Origin of the sequence: Janthinobacterium lividum (genome assembly GCF_034424625.1) — a bacterium.
GTDB lineage: Bacteria > Pseudomonadota > Gammaproteobacteria > Burkholderiales > Burkholderiaceae_D > Janthinobacterium > Janthinobacterium lividum.
Window position 1 is genome coordinate 1,979,207 of record NZ_CP139976.1, and the last position, 18,543, is coordinate 1,997,749.

15 protein-coding genes are annotated in these 18,543 nt (G+C 63.2%); 3 read left to right on the plus strand and 12 right to left on the minus strand.

Features of this window, described 5'->3' with window-relative positions; translation table 11 throughout:
* Nucleotides 1-9: 9 nt before the first annotated feature.
* From U0004_RS08960 to U0004_RS09000, 9 genes are all read right to left on the minus strand, one after another.
* Nucleotides 10-1,254 carry a TerD family protein gene (locus tag U0004_RS08960; RefSeq protein ID WP_070259723.1) on the minus strand — a complete coding sequence of 415 codons (1,245 nt, stop codon included), beginning with the start codon at nt 1,252-1,254 and terminating at the stop codon, nt 10-12.
* Nucleotides 1,251-2,246: an HpcH/HpaI aldolase/citrate lyase family protein gene (locus tag U0004_RS08965; RefSeq protein WP_070259725.1), complete on the minus strand. Its 996-nt coding sequence runs from the start codon at nt 2,244-2,246 to the stop codon at nt 1,251-1,253. The genes U0004_RS08960 and U0004_RS08965 overlap by 4 nt, the downstream gene beginning before the upstream one ends.
* Nucleotides 2,239-3,345, minus strand: a complete 1,107-nt coding sequence (locus U0004_RS08970; protein WP_070259727.1) for a cysteine protease StiP family protein — start codon at nt 3,343-3,345, stop codon at nt 2,239-2,241. The genes U0004_RS08965 and U0004_RS08970 overlap by 8 nt, the downstream gene beginning before the upstream one ends.
* Entirely contained in the window at nt 3,342-4,094 is a 753-nt protein-coding gene (locus tag U0004_RS08975; protein WP_070259729.1) for an HAD family hydrolase, read from the minus strand. Before U0004_RS08975 ends, U0004_RS08970 begins: the two co-directional genes overlap by 4 nt.
* Nucleotides 4,072-5,229: a phosphoribosyltransferase domain-containing protein gene (locus U0004_RS08980; protein WP_070259731.1), complete on the minus strand. Its 1,158-nt coding sequence runs from the start codon at nt 5,227-5,229 to the stop codon at nt 4,072-4,074. Before U0004_RS08980 ends, U0004_RS08975 begins: the two co-directional genes overlap by 23 nt.
* Nucleotides 5,226-6,263, minus strand: a complete 1,038-nt coding sequence (locus U0004_RS08985; RefSeq protein ID WP_070259733.1) for an ATP-grasp domain-containing protein — start codon at nt 6,261-6,263, stop codon at nt 5,226-5,228. The genes U0004_RS08980 and U0004_RS08985 overlap by 4 nt, the downstream gene beginning before the upstream one ends.
* 165 nt (nt 6,264-6,428) lie before the next feature.
* Nucleotides 6,429-7,145 carry a TIGR00266 family protein gene (locus U0004_RS08990; RefSeq protein WP_035826041.1) on the minus strand — a complete coding sequence of 239 codons (717 nt, stop codon included), beginning with the start codon at nt 7,143-7,145 and terminating at the stop codon, nt 6,429-6,431.
* 106 nt (nt 7,146-7,251) lie between these two features.
* Nucleotides 7,252-7,827 carry a TerD family protein gene (locus U0004_RS08995; protein WP_034785104.1) on the minus strand — a complete coding sequence of 192 codons (576 nt, stop codon included), beginning with the start codon at nt 7,825-7,827 and terminating at the stop codon, nt 7,252-7,254.
* Between the two features lie 100 nt (nt 7,828-7,927).
* On the minus strand, nt 7,928-9,010 hold the full coding sequence (locus tag U0004_RS09000; protein ID WP_034785106.1) for a DUF475 domain-containing protein: 1,083 nt from the start codon (nt 9,008-9,010) through the stop codon (nt 7,928-7,930).
* Between the two features lie 248 nt (nt 9,011-9,258).
* Between U0004_RS09000 and U0004_RS09005 the strand changes: the two genes are divergently transcribed.
* From U0004_RS09005 to U0004_RS09015, 3 genes are all read left to right on the plus strand, one after another.
* Entirely contained in the window at nt 9,259-9,684 is a 426-nt protein-coding gene (locus U0004_RS09005) for a divergent PAP2 family protein (protein WP_034785408.1), read from the plus strand.
* Between the two features lie 240 nt (nt 9,685-9,924).
* Entirely contained in the window at nt 9,925-11,100 is a 1,176-nt protein-coding gene (locus tag U0004_RS09010) for an efflux RND transporter periplasmic adaptor subunit (RefSeq protein ID WP_070259735.1), read from the plus strand.
* Nucleotides 11,101-11,103: 3 nt separating this feature from the next.
* Nucleotides 11,104-14,325: an efflux RND transporter permease subunit gene (locus U0004_RS09015; protein ID WP_070259737.1), complete on the plus strand. Its 3,222-nt coding sequence runs from the start codon at nt 11,104-11,106 to the stop codon at nt 14,323-14,325.
* A 92-nt stretch (nt 14,326-14,417) separates the two neighbouring features.
* On the opposite strand, the gene U0004_RS09020 is transcribed toward U0004_RS09015, so the two are convergent.
* From U0004_RS09020 to U0004_RS09030, 3 genes are all read right to left on the minus strand, one after another.
* Nucleotides 14,418-14,753, minus strand: a complete 336-nt coding sequence (locus U0004_RS09020) for a hypothetical protein (RefSeq protein WP_070259739.1) — start codon at nt 14,751-14,753, stop codon at nt 14,418-14,420.
* Between the two features lie 237 nt (nt 14,754-14,990).
* Entirely contained in the window at nt 14,991-15,926 is a 936-nt protein-coding gene (locus U0004_RS09025; protein ID WP_070259741.1) for an SAM hydrolase/SAM-dependent halogenase family protein, read from the minus strand.
* Between the two features lie 17 nt (nt 15,927-15,943).
* On the minus strand, nt 15,944-18,457 hold the full coding sequence (locus tag U0004_RS09030; RefSeq protein ID WP_231958611.1) for a TonB-dependent receptor plug domain-containing protein: 2,514 nt from the start codon (nt 18,455-18,457) through the stop codon (nt 15,944-15,946).
* Nucleotides 18,458-18,543 lie beyond the last annotated feature (86 nt).

The following is an 18,543-nucleotide window of genomic DNA, read 5'->3' on the forward strand; positions in this document are numbered from 1 at the left end:
AGTGTTCCCTCAGTCTTTGCGGCCGGCTTTCCAGTTCAGGCCAAAGCTGTAGCGCTCGTCCATGGCCTGGTGCGCCGTGATTTTACCTTGGCCGCCGAAGTATTCCACCAACTTTGTCACCTGCAGGTTGCCGCCGTGGTTTTCCAGCATGGCGATGGCGCACATGGCGTGCTGGCTGTCGCTGTCGAGGCGCACTTCCACCGTCGGCTGGCCGGGAATCTCGATCGTCACGACGCCATCGGTGGCGGCCCAGTTCGGCACGCCTTCGTAGATGAAGGCGTACACGAGCACGCGCTTGATCTGGTCGAAATGGGTGCCGTTGATGAAGATGTTTTCGCCGCTGCTGATGCTGCCCGTGCGGTCGTCGCCTTCCAGGTGGATGTACGGCGGACGGTCGTAGGCGCCCCAGCTGTTGCCCAGCGCCTGCACGGCGCTTTTGCTGCCATTGCTCATTTCGAACAGGCAGCCGATGTCGAGGTCGATGCCGCCCGCACGGCCGGCCGGTTTGTTGAACAGCTTGCCGAGGAAGCCCGTGTCCAGCTTCGACGCGGGAGCCTGGCCTTGCGACGCGCTCTGGTTCCAGTTCAGGTTGACCCGGATGCGGCCATAGCCGCCGCTGTCGCGCTTGTCGAGCGAGATCTTGTCGCCGCGTTTTTCCAGGCGGATTTTCGACAGCGAGATTTTATTCGCTGGCGGCGGGGCCGCCGGCGTGGGCACGGAAGCCGGCGCTGGCGCCGGGGAGGATGCCCCCGCTTCGCTGCCGCCAAAGTGCTTCAGCAGGGCCGCCAGGCCGCCCGCGAAACCCTGGCCCACGGCGCCGAAGCGCCAGCTGCCGTCGCGGCGATACAGTTCGCCGATGATGACGGCTTTTTCATCCTGGAAGTCATTGCCCGTGAAGGCAAACGTGGCCGCCTGGCCCAGCGCCATGCTGGAATTGCCCAGCGCGCGCATGCTGCCCTGTTCCGTCGCCGCCGTGAACACCAGCTTGTCGATCGAGGCGGGCAGGCGGGAAAGGTCGACCTGGAAGGTGGAGCGGGGGCCGTTCAAGTCTACCGTGATGGCGTTGTCCGGCGCGCTTTTCTGGTTGAAGAACACCATGTAGCGGTCGTCCGACAGCTTGCCGGCCGCATCGACGCCGAAGCAGCTGACGTCCACTTCCATCGAGCCCGAAACGATATCGAGCGTGACGGCAAACGGGCCATTCAAGCCCAGGTCAGCCAGTTTGCCTTTTTGTCCGCGTGTGAAATTGGTCATGGTCGTGCAGTCCCTTCGTCGCTGGAGAGTTGAGTATTCAAGGAGTGGTGCAAATGGGGGGCGGGCGCCGCGGCGCCATCGGCCGCATGGCGGATGCCGAACAGGCGCGCCTGCTCGATGATGCGCAGCGCCCAGCTGCTGTGCGTGGCCACTTCGCACATCGATTCCTGCATGCGGAACACGGCCGGGCTGTCCGGGTCGATGATGCGCAGCGCCAGTTCGATGTCCGACTGCGCCACCTGGTAGTGGCGTTCGATCTGCGGCACCTGGTCCGGGTGGATGGCCGTCTTGGCGATCATGCCGTGCGCCATGTCCTGCGCCACTTCGGCATCGAGCCAGCTGCCCTGCGACAGGTGCTCGAAGACGGGCGCCGTCAGCTGGAAGCCGTGCGGCTTGAAGATGGTGACCAGGCGGCCGATGACCTGGCCCAGCGGCGTCTGGTAGATGGTGCCGCTGGTAGGGCGGCGCAATCCCAGCAGGGCCAGCAGATCGTTGCCGCCGATGCGCAGCGCCAGGATGCGGCGCCGCACTTCCGGCGCCGACAGGATGATGCGGAACTGCTTCATTTCCTCGTCGTCGAACACTTCCGCCGTTTCCAGGGTCGGCATCAGCAGATGGTGCGTGTGGCGCACCAGCTCGAAATACGCGGCAAAGTTGTGGCGCGTGGATTTCGGCAGCACGAAGCCGCTCAATTTGTCGGCGCCGGGCATGGCCAGCACGCGCGCCAGCACGTCGAGATTGCGCACGCGCACGAAGCGCAAGGTATCCGATTCGTCGCACATGTTTTGCAGCGCCAGCGACAGGTTGAACAGCGCGTAACTGAGGTCGCGTTCCGCGATGGCGTCTTCGGTGCAAAGTATGACCGAACGCAAATGGCTGAATTTGTCGCCATTGGCGATCGCCAGCAAGTCCTTGTGCGTGGTCGGCACATACATGGAGGCGCCCAGCGCCGCTTTATGCTCGCTTTGCGGGTGTAGGGAGTTGTTATCCATCGACTGCGCTCCTGATAAGGGCGACCGCCTGGTAAGGCAGCGCCGGTTCTACTGTGACGGGTATGGCTTTTTCCTGCGCCAGAAGCAGCAAATGTGCCACGTCCGGCGCATTCGTGTCGCGCACGATCAGGCGCTCGGGCACGCGGCGCAGCAGCACGCGCGTCGCTTCGCCGATGCCTGGCTTGATCAGGTTGATGTCGCTGATGCCGTATTCCTGCTGCGCCGCAGCCATATAGGCTTGCGAGCGGGCCGCCATGGCTGGCGCATCGCTCGCTTCGGCCAGCGGGATGCCGCTGCTGGCGGCAATCGCCATGGCGTCTGCCACCAGGCCGTCGGCGAAATCGCGCGACTGGTCATGCGCTTCGAACTGCGCGTAGTACACGCAGCCATGGAAGTCGTCCGGACCGATGGCATCATTCAACACGGAGCGGCTGACCAGGCCCGAGACCGTGGCATTCAGAATGCTTGACGGGATCAGGTAGTCGCTGGCCGATGCGGCGCAGGCGGCCGTGCCTGCCAGGTCGGACAGCACGAACAGGCCGCCGTCGATGGCCGTGCCATGCGCCGCGTTGAAATCGTTGACGGTCTGGCGCAGTTCGCGCGAAATCACGCCCTTGCCCGTCCAGCCATCGACGAAGACGAGGGATTCGGCCGCATGGCCGTGCGCCAGGATGTGCTGCAGGGCATTGGCGTCGATGCCGCGGTCGCGGATGATGGAGACGGAATAGTGGCTGCATTCGCGCTGGAACACCTGGCGCAGCAAGTGGCCCAGGATGACGCCCACGGGCGTGCCGGCGCGCGCCAGCGAGACCAGCGTGATGGGGCCCGTGCGCCGCGCCGCGATCAGGGCGGCCAGGCGCAGGCAGTCGCGCGCCATCTGCAGGCGGTTGGCCGCGAACGCGCTCCGGAACAGGGCCAGGTAGGCGGGCGAGGGCAGGGATTCGGGCGACAGCATTTCGCTGTAGTGGCGCTGGCCAGACTGGATCAAGCGCTCTTTTTCGGCCAGGTCGAGGATGGGTTCGAGCGCCATCGGCGTGAGCAGGAACTCCACGTCTTCCTGGCGGTAGCTGCCGCTGAAATGCTGCGTGCCGTCGGTCATAGCGCCGCCACCGTGAGTGCCGCCAGCTGGGTGCCGTTGGGGATGATGGCGTAGTCGCAGGCGGCCATGAAGCGGGCGTCCGAACGGCTGTCGCCCATGCCGAAGCTGACGATGGGGCCATGTTCGGCTTCCAGCTCCGCGCGCAGGTAAGCGACGGCGCGTGCCTTGTTCAGGGTTTTCGGCAGCACGGCCAGGTTGTTGCCGTTGCGGTGGATGAAGTAGTCGCTGCCTTCGGTGGCGATCCACTGCTGCAGCACCTGCTCTTCGATATCGGCCAGGCGTTCGCCGCGCGCTTCGTGATCCTTGACGACGATGTAGAACGGCGTGTTGTAGTCCTCGATCAGGCGCGCGCGCGAAGGCATGCCCGTCTTGGCCTGGAAATCGTCGATGATGCGCATGGCTTCCCGCAGGCCGGGCAAGGCCGTCTGCATGTCGTCCTGCATCAGGGCCAGCCAGCCCGCGTCGAGCGCGCCGCCCGGCTGCAGCACGATGCCGCCGTAATCGAGCACGCTGTAGCTGGTAAACGGCAGGTCGACCCTGCGGAAGGCGTCGCCATTTCTCGCCGTGGCGGGAATCAGGGTCATGCCGCTGTGCGCGAATTCAAAGAAGGCGCGCTGGCGCGCCGTCGTAAACGAGCAGGCGTCGCCATTTTTCAGATAGGCGGCCGGCTGCAGGTCGGTCTCGCCCGGGCATTTTTTCGGGGTCTGGAACAGTGTGTCGTCCAGATCAACAAACAGGAATTTCTTCAATTTTGGTCTCTGACTGAAAGTGGAACAGGCGGCCATTCAACTGGCCGGCGAGTTGCATGAGGGCCGGGCTGGCCGGGGTTTCATGGCAGATGAAAACGTGCTGGTACTGGCCAGGTGCCACGTTGTACAGGTAATTGGCGATGCCTTCGCCGTAGTTGTCGTCGCAGTTGACGATGTGGCCGACGGAGCCCCATGACAGGATGGGCGAGCGCGTGGTCGATTGCACCACCACGTTCTTGCCCAGCGCTTCCAGCTCGCGCGCCAGCAGGAACGACGGGTGCATGAATTCGCCCGTGCCCAGCACCAGCACGGAGTCGCCGGCGCCGATTTCCTGCGCCAGCTGCACCGCCAGGCCTTGCGGCGGCGCCAGGGCGCGTCCCACGCCGATGCGGCCAAACGCGGGGCTGGCGCCCCGTTCCGCATTCGCCTCGAAGCGCTGCGCGCTGGCTGCTACCGGAGCAGGCGCATCGCCTGCCTGGAAGGCGTACTGGCCGGAGAGCGCCGCGCCGATGCTGGTGGGCAGGCCGAAACGCTCGCTCAAGCCCGCGTTGGCGGCCTGGCCCATGAAATTGGTGATCACGCCCAGGTGCAGCTTTTCCAGCTGCGGATAGCGCGCGCGGCACACTTGCACCAGGTTGGCGAAGGTGTTGCCGGTCGACGCTTCATCGTCGATCAGCACCAGGCTGCGGGCCGTGGAAAACAGCGCGCTGGCGGCGTCCGATAAATGCAGGAACTGGCGCGGCGCGTGGCTGTGCGACTCCTCGAATTCGAAGAAGGGCACCGTGCCCACGCGGTAGCGCGAGCTGTGCAAAAACAGGGCTTTCCCATGCGGGTTGGCGCGCAGCCATGCCTCGAACACGCCCTGGCCCAGGCCGACGGCCGTTTCCGCCATGGCGATGAAGACCACGGGACCGGGCAGGCTGGGGGGGATCTGCGCGGCCAGGTCGTCGTGGATGGCTTGCATGGCGCGCGGCGTGACGGGCCAGTGCTTGCCCAGCACCTTGGACAAAAACAGGAAGCCCCGCTTGGCGTTGGCGCGCGCGGCAAAGCCGATCAGCCAGTCCAGCGGAAAGCGCGCCTCGTCCACTTTCAAGGTCAGCTCGCCCGTGGGCATCTGCTGCTTGACGATGTTCATGGCAGCTCCACGGCGTAGGCGGCTTCGCCCACGCGCATGCCTTCGTGGATGGCGGGCACGGTGAGCTTGTCAAAGCCCTGGTCGAAACCGGCCAGCGCCAGGTAGGGCAGGTTCGGGCCGGCAGCGCACGCCATGCCGATGCCGCCCGACATGCGCGGGTTGATTTCCAGCAGCGCCAGGCCATTCGCGCCTTCGCGGAACTGGATGTTGAAGACGCCATTCAGGCGGTAGTCGCGCGCCAGTTTGTCGCAGGCTGCCAGCAAGTCGTCGCGCAGTTCGATCAGCTGGCCGCTGCCGCCCCCGTGCAGCTTCTTGCGCGGCACGGCGCAAACGAGCTTGCCCTGGTCGGCGACGCAGTCGGCGCTGTATTCGTGGCCGTCGAGGTATTCCATCAGCAGCAGGGTCTTGAACGATGCCATCTGCGCCAGGCCGCTGCGCAGCTCTTGCGCATTGATCTGGTAGGCGGCGCCGGCCAGCAGCAGCTGGGCGCTGGTGCGCTCTTCATCGAGAATGGCAAAGCCCAGGGCATACACGGATTCGGACGGCTTGATGCACAGCTTGCGATGCAGCGGACGCAGTTCGGCGTAGGCGGCGTCGTATTCTGCGATCGTGGTGACGGCGCGGTAGTCGGCCGGGCGCGCCATGGACAGATCGAGTCCGTCGCAGAAGCGCGCCTTGTCGTGCATCAAATTCAGGGTGTCTTCGCTGGCCACGCTGAGCACGCGCGTGCCGATGGCGGCGAAGCGCGCGCTGGCGCTGCCGATCAGGCCCGCTTCCTTGCCGGGCCAGAAAATCGTGATGCCCCGCTCGCGGCAGAATTCCAGGCACCACTCGACATAATTGAGGCCCGTCAGTCCCGACGGTTCGACCGCGTATTCGTGGGCCGACAAAAAGGCGGCCGCGTGCGCGTTCGTATTGCTGCACACGATGTGGTAGCGGGGCGCGCCGCTAGTCGCGGCCATGTCGGCCTCGCGGATCAGGCGCATGGCCGTGCCGACCGAGGAAAATGTTTTGTTGAACCAGACTCTTTGCATGTACGGGGACCGGGTAAAGAAAGGGAAAGCCGCGCGCAGGTGCGCGCGCGGGGAGTCTAACCAGCCAGACTTAACCTGGCCTTAGAATTTTTTTGAACAACAATGTTGAACAACAAACTAGCAGCGCTTTTGGTACCTGCGCATGGCAGGTATGCTCACGAGAACTTAGCCAGCTTTGCCGGAGGCAGTCCATTTCAGGAAGGCGTCGCGGTTGCGCGAGCAGATGAACACCTTGCCCGAGCCGGAAAAGCGCAGCACGATGCCTTCGCCGCTGGTGACGCTATTGACGATATTGCCGAGGAAGCCGCCGATGCCGCCGCCGCTGGCGCCGCCGCCCGTGGTCACGGAAATCTCGTATTTCAGGCTGTTGTCCCAGCATACGACGTGGGAATTGTCGATCACGACATCCTTGCCCGGCTCGACGTCGAGCTGGAACATGGAGCCAAAGCCCGACACCACCACCTGGCCCGTGCCGGCCGTCTCCATGACGAAGAAGCCGCCCGACTGGGCGAACAAGGCGTTGCCGATGCTTTGCGTGCGCACTTTCATTTCCGTGCCCGAGGTGGCGGCGACAAAGGCGCCGTCGTTGAGCAGGTACTGGCGCGCGCCCACGTCGACCACTTCGATGGCGCCCGGCAGGGTGGGCGAGAGCAGGCAATCGCCGCTGCCGCGCACCGCTTCGATATGCTGCTGGAAGAACGATTCGCCATTCGCGAAGCGGCGCATGATGGCGCTGCCCAGGCCGCCCGTCATCTTGCCTTTCAAGTCCAGCGCCGTTTCCATCATCACCATCGCGTCGGATTCGCAATAGATGGTTTCGCCCTGTTTCATGCTGACGTGGAGGAAAGGATCGACGTCGCCCGTGACACTAAATACTGGCATGATAAATCTCCAAAAAAAAGCCGCCTGAACTGTGCAGGCGGCAGTGATGATACGACACTAGTCCAATTCACCGCAGAAAGCCAGGCAGGCTTTCTGCGTGTGAATTTTAGGCGTTGACGCCGAACGAGCGGGCCAGTGGGCCCAGGCCGCCGTTGAAGCCCTGGCCGATAGCCTTGAACTTCCATTCGCCGTTGTAGCGGTAGATTTCGCCAAAGATCATCGCCGTTTCCGTCGAGCTGTCTTCGGACAGGTCGTAGCGGGCGATTTCTTTTTCGCCTTCCGCGTTCAGGCAGCGGATGAAGGCTTTCGAGACCATGCCGAAGTTCTGGCGGCGCGCGTCGGCATCGTGAATGGTGACGGTGATGCTGATGCGATCGATGTCGGCCGGCACGCGCGACAGGTCGATTTCGATGCGCTCATCGTCGCCTTCGCCTTCGCCCGTGGTGTTGTCGCCCGTGTGGACGACGGAACCGTCGGTCGACTTCAGGTTGTTGTAGAAGATGAAGTCAGAGTCGCCACGGACTTTGCCGTCGCTTTTCAGGAGGAAAGCGCTGCCGTCAAGGTCGAAGGTGGCGCCGTCCGTCGAACGAGGATCCCAGCCGAGGCCGACGATGATCTTCTTCAGGTTCGGTGCTTCCTTGCTCAGGTTGACGTTGCCGCCTTTTTGCAAACTGATTGCCATGTGGTGCTCCTTTTTAATAAATAACTCAAACATGCCTTCATGGGATGAGCGCAAGGCGCTCGTGCCATTACTCTCTCAATTGGGGGCGGAACCCCCGATTTCAAGCTTGTGCCGCGTGCCGTTTGCGATAGCGCAAGGATGACCACAGCGAGACCAGGATGAAGGCCACGCCCGACAGGCCCGTGAACCACTCCGGAATATGGTACTTGACGGACGCCAGCATGATCAAGGCCAGGATGCCGATCGCATAATGGGCGCCGTGCTCCAGGTAAACGAATTCGTCCAGGGTACCCTTGTGCACCAGGTACACCGTCATCGAACGCACGAACATGGCGCCGATGGCCAGGCCCAGCATGATGATGACGACGTCGTTGGTGATGGCGAACGCGCCGATCACGCCATCAAAGCTGAACGAGGCGTCCAGCACTTCCAGGTACAGGAAGCCGCCGATACTGCCGCGCGCCACCGTTTTTACCAGGTCGCCATTGCCGTTCCTGGCCGGCGCGGCGCCTTCTTCTGCGTCATCCTGCAAGTCCGGTTCGCCTTCTTCCAGCAAGCCGCTGATCCAGTTCACGCCGATGTAGACGGCGATGCCGACGATGCCTGAAGCGAGCACGCTGTACTTTTCATCCACAGGGCCCATCGCCACGCAGGCGGCCACGGCGCCCATGGTGATCAGCACGGCCAGGCTTTCGGTGCCCAGCGCATTGACTTTTTCCTCGGCCCAGCCCAGCCAGTGCAACTCCTTCTCATCGTCGAACAGGAAGTTCAGGAACACCAGCAACAGGAAGGCGCCGCCGAAGGCCGCCACTTGCGCATGGTTGTCCGTCAGGTGCTTGGCATACACGTCCGGCGTCGTGGTGGCCATGGTCCACACGTCGACCAGACCCAGGCCCGTGGCGACGGAAACGATGACCAACGGAAACAGCAGCCGCATGCCGAAGACGGCCACGAGGATACCGACCGTCAAGAACAGTTTTTGCCAGAACTCATTCCAGTGACGCAAGACCGATGCATTCACCACGGCATTGTCGAACGACAGCGACACTTCCATGATGCCCAGCACGCCCGTGATCCACAGCGCCTGGATCATGCCTGACATGCCGCCATGGCTGTACCCCCACCAGCCTGACACTGCCATCAGGATAAAAGTGACTAAAAAGGAAATTCTGAAATGCCGCATGAGGACCCCGTTGCAAGTGTGAAAGACGTTTGATTATCCGCGCCGCTGTGCGCGCCGCACTCAGTGTTGATATACGTCAATTGTTGTATATGCCATGATTTTATATTAGTTGCCGCCGGGGGCGGCGTTTTATAGGCTGACGATGGACAGTTCTGCTGGCGCGGATGATCTGCGATAATTGCGGCGCGCCCATCGGGCTGCCGCAGCCCCTCGCACACTTGACAGACATATATAAGAAGGAATACCCCGTGGATATCGCTTACCTCGTCACGCCCCTGATCACCTGGATCCTGGTCGGACCGATCAAATTCCTGATCAACAGTGTCCGCACGCGGCAATGGGCGTTCGGTCTGGTCGGCAATGGCGGCTTTCCCAGCAACCATAGCGCCGTTGTTTCCAGCATGGCCACCCTGATCGCCTTGCGCGAAGGCATAGCCCATCCCGCCTTCGGCGTGGCGGTGACCTTGGCCTTCATCGTCATCATCGACGCCAACAGCCTGCGCCAGCACGTGGGCAAGCAGGCGGCGGCCATCAACCGCCTGGCCAAGGAAGCGGCCAGCCCGGCGCACACCTGGTTGCGCGAGCGCATGGGGCATACTCTGGTGGAAATTGCCGGCGGCCTGTGCACGGGCGTGGCGATCGGTTTCCTGATCAACACCGTTTTTGCCCGCTAAGTTCGCTTTCCCTGAAACGCAAAACCCCGCCTGAAGGCGGGGTTTTGCGTTTCAGGGCGTAAAAACTACGTTTCATCCATTCATTAAAGCATTACAGGAAGCCGCCGATTGACATGCCCGGACACGCTCATGGATACTTTGGCGCTTGTGGTTTTAATAAAAATATTATGCTTGCTATCGCTTGCAGCCCTATCCGGGCCGCAGCAACGGTAGTGGTGCTATCTATCCGGAGAATTACCCATGTTGCGCAAAACCCTGTTTGTTCTGGCAATCGCTTCCGCCCTGGCCGCCTGCGGCAAAGAGTCCAAAGATCCTGGCAAAGGCGCTGGCAAGGGGGGCAAGGAACAGGCGGGCGCTGCCGTCAATCTGCTGGTATCCCCGGAAGACCTGCTGACCATCCAGAGCAATGCGCTGGCATCGGGGCCTGTCATCACCGGTTCCGTGCAGCCTGAGCGCAATGCGGACTTGCGCGCCGAAGTGTCGGCCGTGGTGATCCAGGTCATGAAGGAAAATGGCGAAGTGGTCAAACGGGGCGACGTGCTGGTGCGCCTGGACGAAACGTCCATCCGCGACGGCCTCAATTCGGCCGAGGAAGCCAGCCGCGCCGCCAGCCAGGTGCTGGAGCAGTCCGAACGCATGTTCCAGCGCATGAAAACCCTGCGCGCCTCGGGCATGACGTCGACACAGGCGCTGGAAGACGCGGAAATCCGCCGCAACAATGCGCAAAGCGACCTGTCCGCCGCGAAAAGCCGCGCTGTGCAAGCCCGCCAGCAGCTGCAGCGCACCCTCGTGCGCGCACCGTTCGACGGCATCGTGAGCGAGCGCAAGGTTTCGAGTGGCGATACGGCGCAAATCGGCAAGGAATTGATCAAGGTCATCGATCCAACCAGCATGCGCCTTGAAGGCCTGGTGTCGGCCGACAAGATCGGCGTCGTCAAGGTGGGCCAGCCCGTGCTGTTCCGCATCAATGGTTATCCGGGACAGGATTTCGCGGGCAAGGTGCGCCGCGTCGATCCGGCCGCCAACGCCGTCACGCGCCAGGTGGCCGTGCTCGTCGATTTCAATGACAAGGAACAACCGCGCGTGGCCGGCCTGTATGCGGAAGGCCGTATCGAGACGGAAACCGTCAGCGCGCTGATGATCCCCGACTCGGCCCTGGTGAAGGCGGGCGACGTCACGTACACGTGGAAAGTCAAGGACAAGGCCTTGCATAAAGTCAACTTGCGCATCGGCGCGCGCGACGTGCGCACGGGCCAGTGGGAAGTGCAAAGCGGCTTGGCCAGCGGCGATACCGTGCTGCGCACTCCGGGCTCGACCTTCAAGGATGGCCAGAAAGTGGAATTGACGGCCGCCAAGGCCGTGCCTGCAGCCGCCGTGGCCAGCAGCAGCACCGCCGTTGCCGGTAAAGGAAACTAAGCCATGTTCCTTTCCGATTTCAGTATCAAGCGGCCCACCGCCACCATCGTCCTGATCCTGGCCATGATGTGCGTCGGCTTGCTGGCGCTCAAGAAACTGCGCGTCAACCAGAACCCGGACGTCGAAGTGCCCTTCATCGTCGTCAGCATCCCTTACCCTGGCGCATCGCCCGACACGGTCGAGCGCGAAGTGGTGAACCGCCTGGAAAAGTCCTTGCAAAGCATTTCCGGCGTGACCGAAGTCAACAGCGATTCAAATGAAGGTTCGGCCAGTATCTTCCTGAAGTTTTCCTTCAATACCAACCTGATCGAAGCATCCGACAATATCCGCAATGCGATTGCCGCCGTGCGCTACAAGTTGCCGACGGAAATGCGCGAGCCTATCTTGCAGCGCATCGACCCGGCTGCCGAGCCCATCATGCAACTGGCGCTGTCGTCGAATACGCAAAGCCATGCGGAAATTTCGCGCCTGGCCGAAGACGTGCTGTCGGACCGCTTCCGCACCGTCGATGGCGTGGCGCTGGTCAATGTGGGCGGTTCGCTGAAACGCGAGCTGTCCGTGCTGCTGCGGGCAGAAAAATTGCGTGAATACAATGTGTCCGTCAGCGATGTCGTCACCGCCTTGCGTAACCAGAACACGAATGCGCCCGTGGGCAAGGTGCGCGGTATCCTGGACGAGAAAAGCATCCGTCTGGTGGGCCGCATCGAATCTCCAAGCGACTTCGAGAAAGTGGTGATCAAGCGGCGTGGCGAGGAAATCGTGCGCCTGGCGCAAGTGGCCACCATCGAAGATGGCTTTGCCGAAGTCAATAGCCTGAGCATGCGCAGCGGCAAGCCGAACGTGGGCATTTCGATCACCCGCGTGCGCGACGCGTCCACCGTCAGCGTGGCCAACAAGATCCGCGACATGGTGGCGGAAATCAACAAGACCTTGCCGAAAGGCACGATCCTGCAAGTGACGCGCGACGGCGGCGAAAACGCCCAGCATAGCTTGAACAACGTGATCGAATCGCTGGTACTGGGCGCCGTGCTGACGATTTTCGTCGTCTACGCCTTCCTGAACTCGTGGCGTTCGACCCTGATCACGGCGCTGAGCCTGCCGACGTCCGTGATTGCCGCCTTCATTGCCGTGTGGCTGTGCGGCTTTACCCTGAACTTCATGACCTTGCTGGGCCTGTCGCTGGCCATCGGCGTGCTGATCGATGACGCCATCGTCGTGCGCGAAAATATCGTGCGCCACATGCAGATGGGCAAGGACCGCCGCACGGCCGCGCTGGAAGGCACGGCCGAGATCGGCATGGCCGTGGCCGCCACGACCTTCTCCATCATCGCCGTCTTCATTCCCGTGGCCTTCATGCCCGGCATCTCTGGCGAATGGTTCCGCCCGTTTGCCTTGACGGTGACGTGCTCGGTGCTCGTCAGCCTGGGCATCTCGTTTACGCTCGACCCGATGCTGTCGGCCTACTGGGGCGACCCGGTCGAGGAACACTCGGCGCCGAAAAAGGGCATCGGCCGCGTGCTGGAAAAATTCAACCACTGGTTCGACCATCAGGCCGACCGCTATGGCCGCGTGATCGCCTGGGCCCTGCATCACCGCCGCTGGATGGCCGTCATCGCCTTCGGCAGCCTGGTGGGCGCCATTGTCCTGCACTCTACGCATGGCGGCACGAGTTTCTTGCCGGCATCCGATTCGGGCAATCTGATGATCAATGTGCGCACGCCATCGTCGAGCAGCATCGAGTATTCGCGTTTGAAACTGGAAGCGGCGGCCGTGCTGGCGCGTACCTTGCCTGAAACCAAGGATACCAACAGCTCCATCAATGCCGGCGGCGGACGGGTATATGTCGACATCGGCAAGCGCAACACCCGCAAGCGTTCGGCCAAGGAAATCGCCGTCGAGCTGCGCGAGAAGATGTCGCGCCTGGTGGGCGCCGAGTACGTGGTGCAGGATGACTTGAGCAATGGTTCGCAAAAGCCGATCCAGGTGGAATTCACGGGTCCGGATTCGCGTAAACTCATGGAGATCACGAACGCCTATATGGACAAGCTGCGCGCCATTCCTGGCGCCGTCGACGTGGGCCTGTCCGAGCAAGATCCGAAGAACGAGCTGCAGATCGAGCTCAATCGCGGCCTGGCCAACTCGATGGGTATTTCCGTCAATGACGCGGCGCAATCGTTGCGCGTGGCATTCGCCGGCGTGGAAGTGGGCGACTGGGTCGATCCGACGGGCGAGACGCGCGACGTGGCCGTGCGCCTGCATCCCGATGACCGCGTGGCATCGGAAAACATCGAGCGCCTGCCGATCAGCGTGACGGGCACGTCGCAAATGGTGCCGCTCGACCAGATCGCTACCATTACCATGGGCAAGGGCCCGTCCGGCATCGAGCACAAGAATGGCAAGCGCACGATCACCGTGTCGGCCAATGCGCAAGGTCGCTCGAACGGCGAAGTGACGAGCGACGCCATGAAGCTGGCCAACTCCATCGACTTCCCGCCCGGCTATGGCCTGGCGCTGGGCGGCGCTGGCCAGGACCAGCAAGAGCTGTTCACGGAAATGCTGATCGCGCTGGTGATGGGTATCGGCCTGATGTATTTGATCCTGGTGATGCAGTTTGGTTCATTTACGGCGCCGGTGGCCGTGATGATGTCCTTGCCGCTGAGTCTGATCGGCGTGGTGGTGGCGCTGGTGATCACGAACAACACCCTCAACCTGATGAGCTTTATCGGCATCATCATGCTGATGGGCCTGGTCGCCAAGAACGCCATCCTGCTGCTGGACGCGGCGCGCAAGCGCGAGGAAGAGGGGCATGGCCGCGAAGACGCGCTGATGTATGCGGGCCGCATGCGTCTGCGTCCCATCCTGATGACGACGTTCGCGCTGATCGCGGGCATGTTCCCCGTGGCGCTGGGCCTGGGCGAGGGTGGCGAGTTCTACCGTCCATTGGCGATCGCCATCATCGGCGGCACCATCACCTCGACGATTTTGACCCTGCTGGTCGTGCCGACCTTCTATGACAGCATCGAGATCGCCCGCGATGGCGCCGTGGCCAAGTTCCACCGCCGCGCCGCGCGCATGCCCGTAGCCGTGGCCATGATATTGACCTTGCTCGAATGCGTGCTGACCTTGCTGCTGGTGCGCTTCGTCTACCGCATGCTGAAAAAGGCCGTGCTGTTCCTGATGGGACGCCGCACGCCGAAGGCGACGTCGGTCAGCCTGCAAAAGTAATACCGGGCCAAGGCCAGCTTGCGCTGCGCCGTGGTATTTCAAGAGCCTTCCGCGGAAGGCTCTTTTTTTTGCCCGCCCGTCTGGCCAGAGTGCTAACTGTTGCGTGGCGGCGGCGTGGTCCCTGTGCCCGTGCCTGTTCCCGGTGTCGTGCCGTTGGGGGGCGGTGTGGTGGATGGCGGCGTGGTCGTGCCATCGGGGTTGGTGGTGGTGCCCGGTGTCATGCCTGGCGTGGCTGGCGTGGTGGCGTCCGGGTTGGTCGTGCCCGTGGTGCCGGACGTGCCGCTGGTGGCGGGCGGCGTTGCCGGCGCGGTGGCGGCGGGCGTGGCGGTGGTACTGGTGTCATTGCGTTTGTTGCAACCGCCCAGCAGCGCGCAGACGATGGCGCTGCCGAGGACGAGCTTGCTGGTGGTCAGGAGTGGAGCCGTCATGATTGTTCCTTTTCAGTGTAAGACTGTCGTGGAAACGCATGCCTCGCCAGATTGCGTATCTGGAACAAGGCTGGCATCGCTTGCAAGGTTTAGAGTAGGCGGGCCGGCACAGGTTCACCGGACTTGCACAGGCGCCGTGCTGGCGGGGGCGGGGAGCGCGCTGCGCTTGACGCAGCGCAAATCCGCAAGGGATACGAGGTGGGCCAGGACAGCATGCCCCGGCCGCATAAGGAGCGTTTATTTGGCGGCAGGGGCCTTGCTTACTTCCACTTCCCAATCCACGCCCGACTCGACGTGGTGCTTGGCAGCAAAGTCGCCCTGGCTGATGGCGACAGCCACGTCGAGCAGGCTGTTCAGGTAGACGAGCGGCTTGCCCTTGGCGACGCCGCCAAACGTGTGTTCGAATGGCGCCGTGACCTTGGCCACTTGTTTGCCCTTGTGCAAGATGCGCACTTGCAGCGGATCGTGCAGCTTTACCTGCAATTCGTCGAGCAGGGATTTCGGGATATTCGTCCACACATTGCCATACTTGACGTCCAGCACGGGCACGATGCCGCGGATGGTGTTGCCGTCGCGTACAGGTTTTTGATACGCGATCTTCACCACGGATTCGCTCGGCAATTGCGGACCCACCTGTTCATAGCTGATGGCGCCCGAGGCCAGGCGCGCACCGACATACGCGTACACGTCGCGGCCATGGAAGGTGTACGATTCGGCGGAACCCGCCAGGCGATTGACCTTTTCATCGATTTCACGCAGTTCGGCCACGCCGTCGCGCTCGGCGATCAGGGTGAACAGGCCATTGTCCGGCCCCACGAAATAGCGTCCACCCTTGGTTTTCAGCACCACCGACTTGCGCGCCGTGCCCACGCCCGGGTCGATGACGGACACGAACACCGTGCCTTGCGGCCAGTAATTGGCCGTCTGGTACAAACGGTAGGCGCCCAGCCAGATGTCGTAGTCGGGAATCTGGTGCGTCAGGTCCGAAATGGTGAGCTGGGGATCGACGCCATAGGCGACGCCATGCATGGCCGACACGGCACCGTCGGCCGTTCCGAAGTCCGTCATCAGCACCAGCGGCGCGGCGGCCTGGGCGCTGGACAGCAGGAGGGCGCTCAGGCAGGCGCCTGCGGCGAGGTGGGAGACGAGGTGAGAAAGTCGGTTGATGATCATATGTTCTTTCCGTAACGTTAGAAGGTGTAGTTCAGCTTGGCGTAGAAGTACGCGCCGTTCACGCCGATGGGGTTGATGAAATTGTAGGGCAGGGCGCCGCCATACGTGGCGTTATTCGTCTCACGCACGCGCTGCGGATAGCGGTCGAGGATGTTATTGCCACCCACGCTTAAAGTCAGTTGCTTGCTCAGTTTCAATTGGCCTTCCAGGTCCAGCGACCAGACGGCGCCGAAGCGCTGTGCGGGGATGCCGTCGATCAACGGTGCATCGCTGTCGTAGGAAAAATCTTTCAGCTCGCCAAAGCGCGTGGCGCGCGCCTGCACGCCCCAGCCGGCCGCTTGCCAGTCGGCACCGAGGATCAATTTGCTCGCGGGTGACGCATGTTTGATGCGGAACAAACTCGTTTCTGTCAGCAGGGTCAGACTCGGATCGATATTGGCCAGCGCAGCGGAACTCTGGCGTACCTTGTCGAGGCTGGTCTTGTTCAGGTTCAGCGCCGCATTCAGGTTCAGCTTGCCTGAGGTGAACGCCAGGTCATGGTTCAGCACCACGTCCAGGCCTTTAGTCCGGGTGTCGAGCAGGTTGGCCAGGTAGGCCACGGACTGGATGTCGCTGCGGCCGTTGGCGGCCAGGTAGGCCGTGACGGCGTCGCTTTGCAAGTCGCTCGAGCGGGTGATGCGGTCGCGGATGCGGATCACGTAGGCGTCCACCGTCACGCTGGTGGCGGTGGCCGGTTTCCAGGCCAGGCCCAGCGAGACGTTGGTCGATTTTTCCGGTTTCAGCTGTTGTGCGCCGAAGCTGCGCGCCAGCGGATCGCTGGCCGGCAGCAGGGCCGCCGTTTGCAGTGCCGTGCCATCGGCGTTGAAGTTCAGTGTGGCGAAGCGGAAACCCGTCTGCACGAGGGCTGGCGCGCGGAAGCTGTTCGACAGCGAGCCGCGCACGAGGAAGTTATCCGTCACTTTATAGCGCGTGGACAGCTTGCCCGTGCTGGCGCTGCCGAAGTCGCTGTAGTGGGAATAGCGGGCGGCGGCGCCTACCAGCAGGCGCGGCGTGAGGTCGCTTTCCACGTCCGCATACACGGAGCGGATCTGGCGGCTGCCGTCGTAGGCGTCCGAGGGGCGCAAGCCTGGTCCCGCCTGCGCGCCCGGCGGAGCGTCCGTGAAGCTGCCGGCCGCATACGAGGCAGGATCGCCGGCCGAGCTGGTGTAGGTTTCGCGCATCCATTCGGCGCCCACCGCCAGGCTCAAAGGCGCGGGCAAGCCGATGTCGATGCTGCGCGTGGCATCGAGGTTCAAGGCATTCTGGCGGAAGTCGAAGCCGGCCAGATCAAAACGCGTGGGGCTGGCCGCACCCAGCGAAGCGTTGACGGAGTGGCTCACGCCGTAGTCAAAGCGGTCGCTGCCGTGGCGCGCGCTGGCGTCCCAGTTCCATTCGCCAGCGCTGCCGCGCACGCCGGCCACGATGCTGAGGTCGCGCTTGTCGCCATTGGTGACGGGGCGGTAGCCGTTCGGATACAGGGCCAGCACGTTCGACGGGTCGCCCGGATAGCGGAAGTAGGCGCTGCCGTCCGATGTGCGTTCGTTGAGGGTGGCAAACGAGTACAGGTCCAGGCCGCTGTCCAGGGTGAGCTGGGTGTTGTAGAACAAATAGTGGTTGCGCTGGCGCGAGTCGCCCGACTTGAACACCACCTTGCCGTCGAGCGCCTGGTCGGCTGGCGTGAAGTTGTAGGAAGTCCAGCCCGCGTCGCTGGGGCCGGCCCGTTCCGTGGGCGAGCGGCGCCGCGTCTCCGCGCCGAAGCGGAAGAAGCCCGCCTCGCCCAGCGGCACGCCATAGTCGGCGTTGACGATGACGGTCTGGCCATCCGTCAGGGTCTGGTCGGTCGGGTCGAAATGCGTGTGGTTGGCGCCATAGCTGACGGAAGCGGCGCCGCCCGTGCGGGCCTTCTTCAGCACGATGTTGATGACGCCCGCCACGGCATCGCTGCCGTACTGGGCGCCGGCTCCGTCGCGCAGGATTTCGATATGGTCGATGGCGTTCGGCGGAATGGCGTTGATGTCCACAGGCACAGTGCCGGCAAAGCTGCTTTCCGTGTCGAGCACGGCGCTCGTGTGGCGGCGCTTGCCGTTGATCAGCACCAGCACCTGGTCGGGCGCCAGCCCGCGCAACTGGATGCCGCGCACGGAATCGGACGCGCCGCTCGACTCGATGCGGGGGAAGTTGATCGACGGCGACAGGTTTTGCAGGGCCGCGCCCACGTCGCCCGTCGCCAGCGCATTGCTCACTTCGCGTGCGCCGAAACGGTCGATGGGCACGCTGCTGTCGAACACCGTGCGGTTGCGCGCGCGCGAGCCGACGACGGTGACCTGGTCGATGCTGGCGCCGGCCGTTTCAGCGGTGGTGCCTGTGCTGGCGCTGGCTTGCGCGTCCTGGGCCCAGGCGGGCGCGGTGCCCAGCATGGCGCAGGCCAGCACGATGGCGCGCAGGGTCGTGGCGGGAAGGGAGGCAGGGGTGGATGAATGGCGCGGATGCAAGGCGGTGTCCTTTGGGCTCGAGTAGTGTCGGTGTGGAAACAGTTGTCATGAGCTTAAGGGAGGCGCCCGCCGGCGCTAACGATTCT

What these genes read in the sequence shown, in the direction of transcription:
- U0004_RS08960 (WP_070259723.1), bottom strand. Translation starts at nt 1,254, where the DNA reads ATGACCAATTTCACACGCGGACAAAAAGGCAAACTGGCTGACCTGGGC.
- U0004_RS08965 (WP_070259725.1), bottom strand. Translation starts at nt 2,246, where the DNA reads ATGGATAACAACTCCCTACACCCGCAAAGCGAGCATAAAGCGGCGCTG.
- U0004_RS08970 (WP_070259727.1), bottom strand. Translation starts at nt 3,345, where the DNA reads ATGACCGACGGCACGCAGCATTTCAGCGGCAGCTACCGCCAGGAAGAC.
- U0004_RS08980 (WP_070259731.1), bottom strand. Translation starts at nt 5,229, where the DNA reads ATGAACATCGTCAAGCAGCAGATGCCCACGGGCGAGCTGACCTTGAAA.
- U0004_RS08985 (WP_070259733.1), bottom strand. Translation starts at nt 6,263, where the DNA reads ATGCAAAGAGTCTGGTTCAACAAAACATTTTCCTCGGTCGGCACGGCC.
- U0004_RS08990 (WP_035826041.1), bottom strand. Translation starts at nt 7,145, where the DNA reads ATGCCAGTATTTAGTGTCACGGGCGACGTCGATCCTTTCCTCCACGTC.
- U0004_RS08995 (WP_034785104.1), bottom strand. Translation starts at nt 7,827, where the DNA reads ATGGCAATCAGTTTGCAAAAAGGCGGCAACGTCAACCTGAGCAAGGAA.
- U0004_RS09000 (WP_034785106.1), bottom strand. Translation starts at nt 9,010, where the DNA reads ATGCGGCATTTCAGAATTTCCTTTTTAGTCACTTTTATCCTGATGGCA.
- U0004_RS09010 (WP_070259735.1), top strand. Translation starts at nt 9,925, where the DNA reads ATGTTGCGCAAAACCCTGTTTGTTCTGGCAATCGCTTCCGCCCTGGCC.
- U0004_RS09015 (WP_070259737.1), top strand. Translation starts at nt 11,104, where the DNA reads ATGTTCCTTTCCGATTTCAGTATCAAGCGGCCCACCGCCACCATCGTC.
- U0004_RS09020 (WP_070259739.1), bottom strand. Translation starts at nt 14,753, where the DNA reads ATGACGGCTCCACTCCTGACCACCAGCAAGCTCGTCCTCGGCAGCGCC.
- U0004_RS09025 (WP_070259741.1), bottom strand. Translation starts at nt 15,926, where the DNA reads ATGATCATCAACCGACTTTCTCACCTCGTCTCCCACCTCGCCGCAGGC.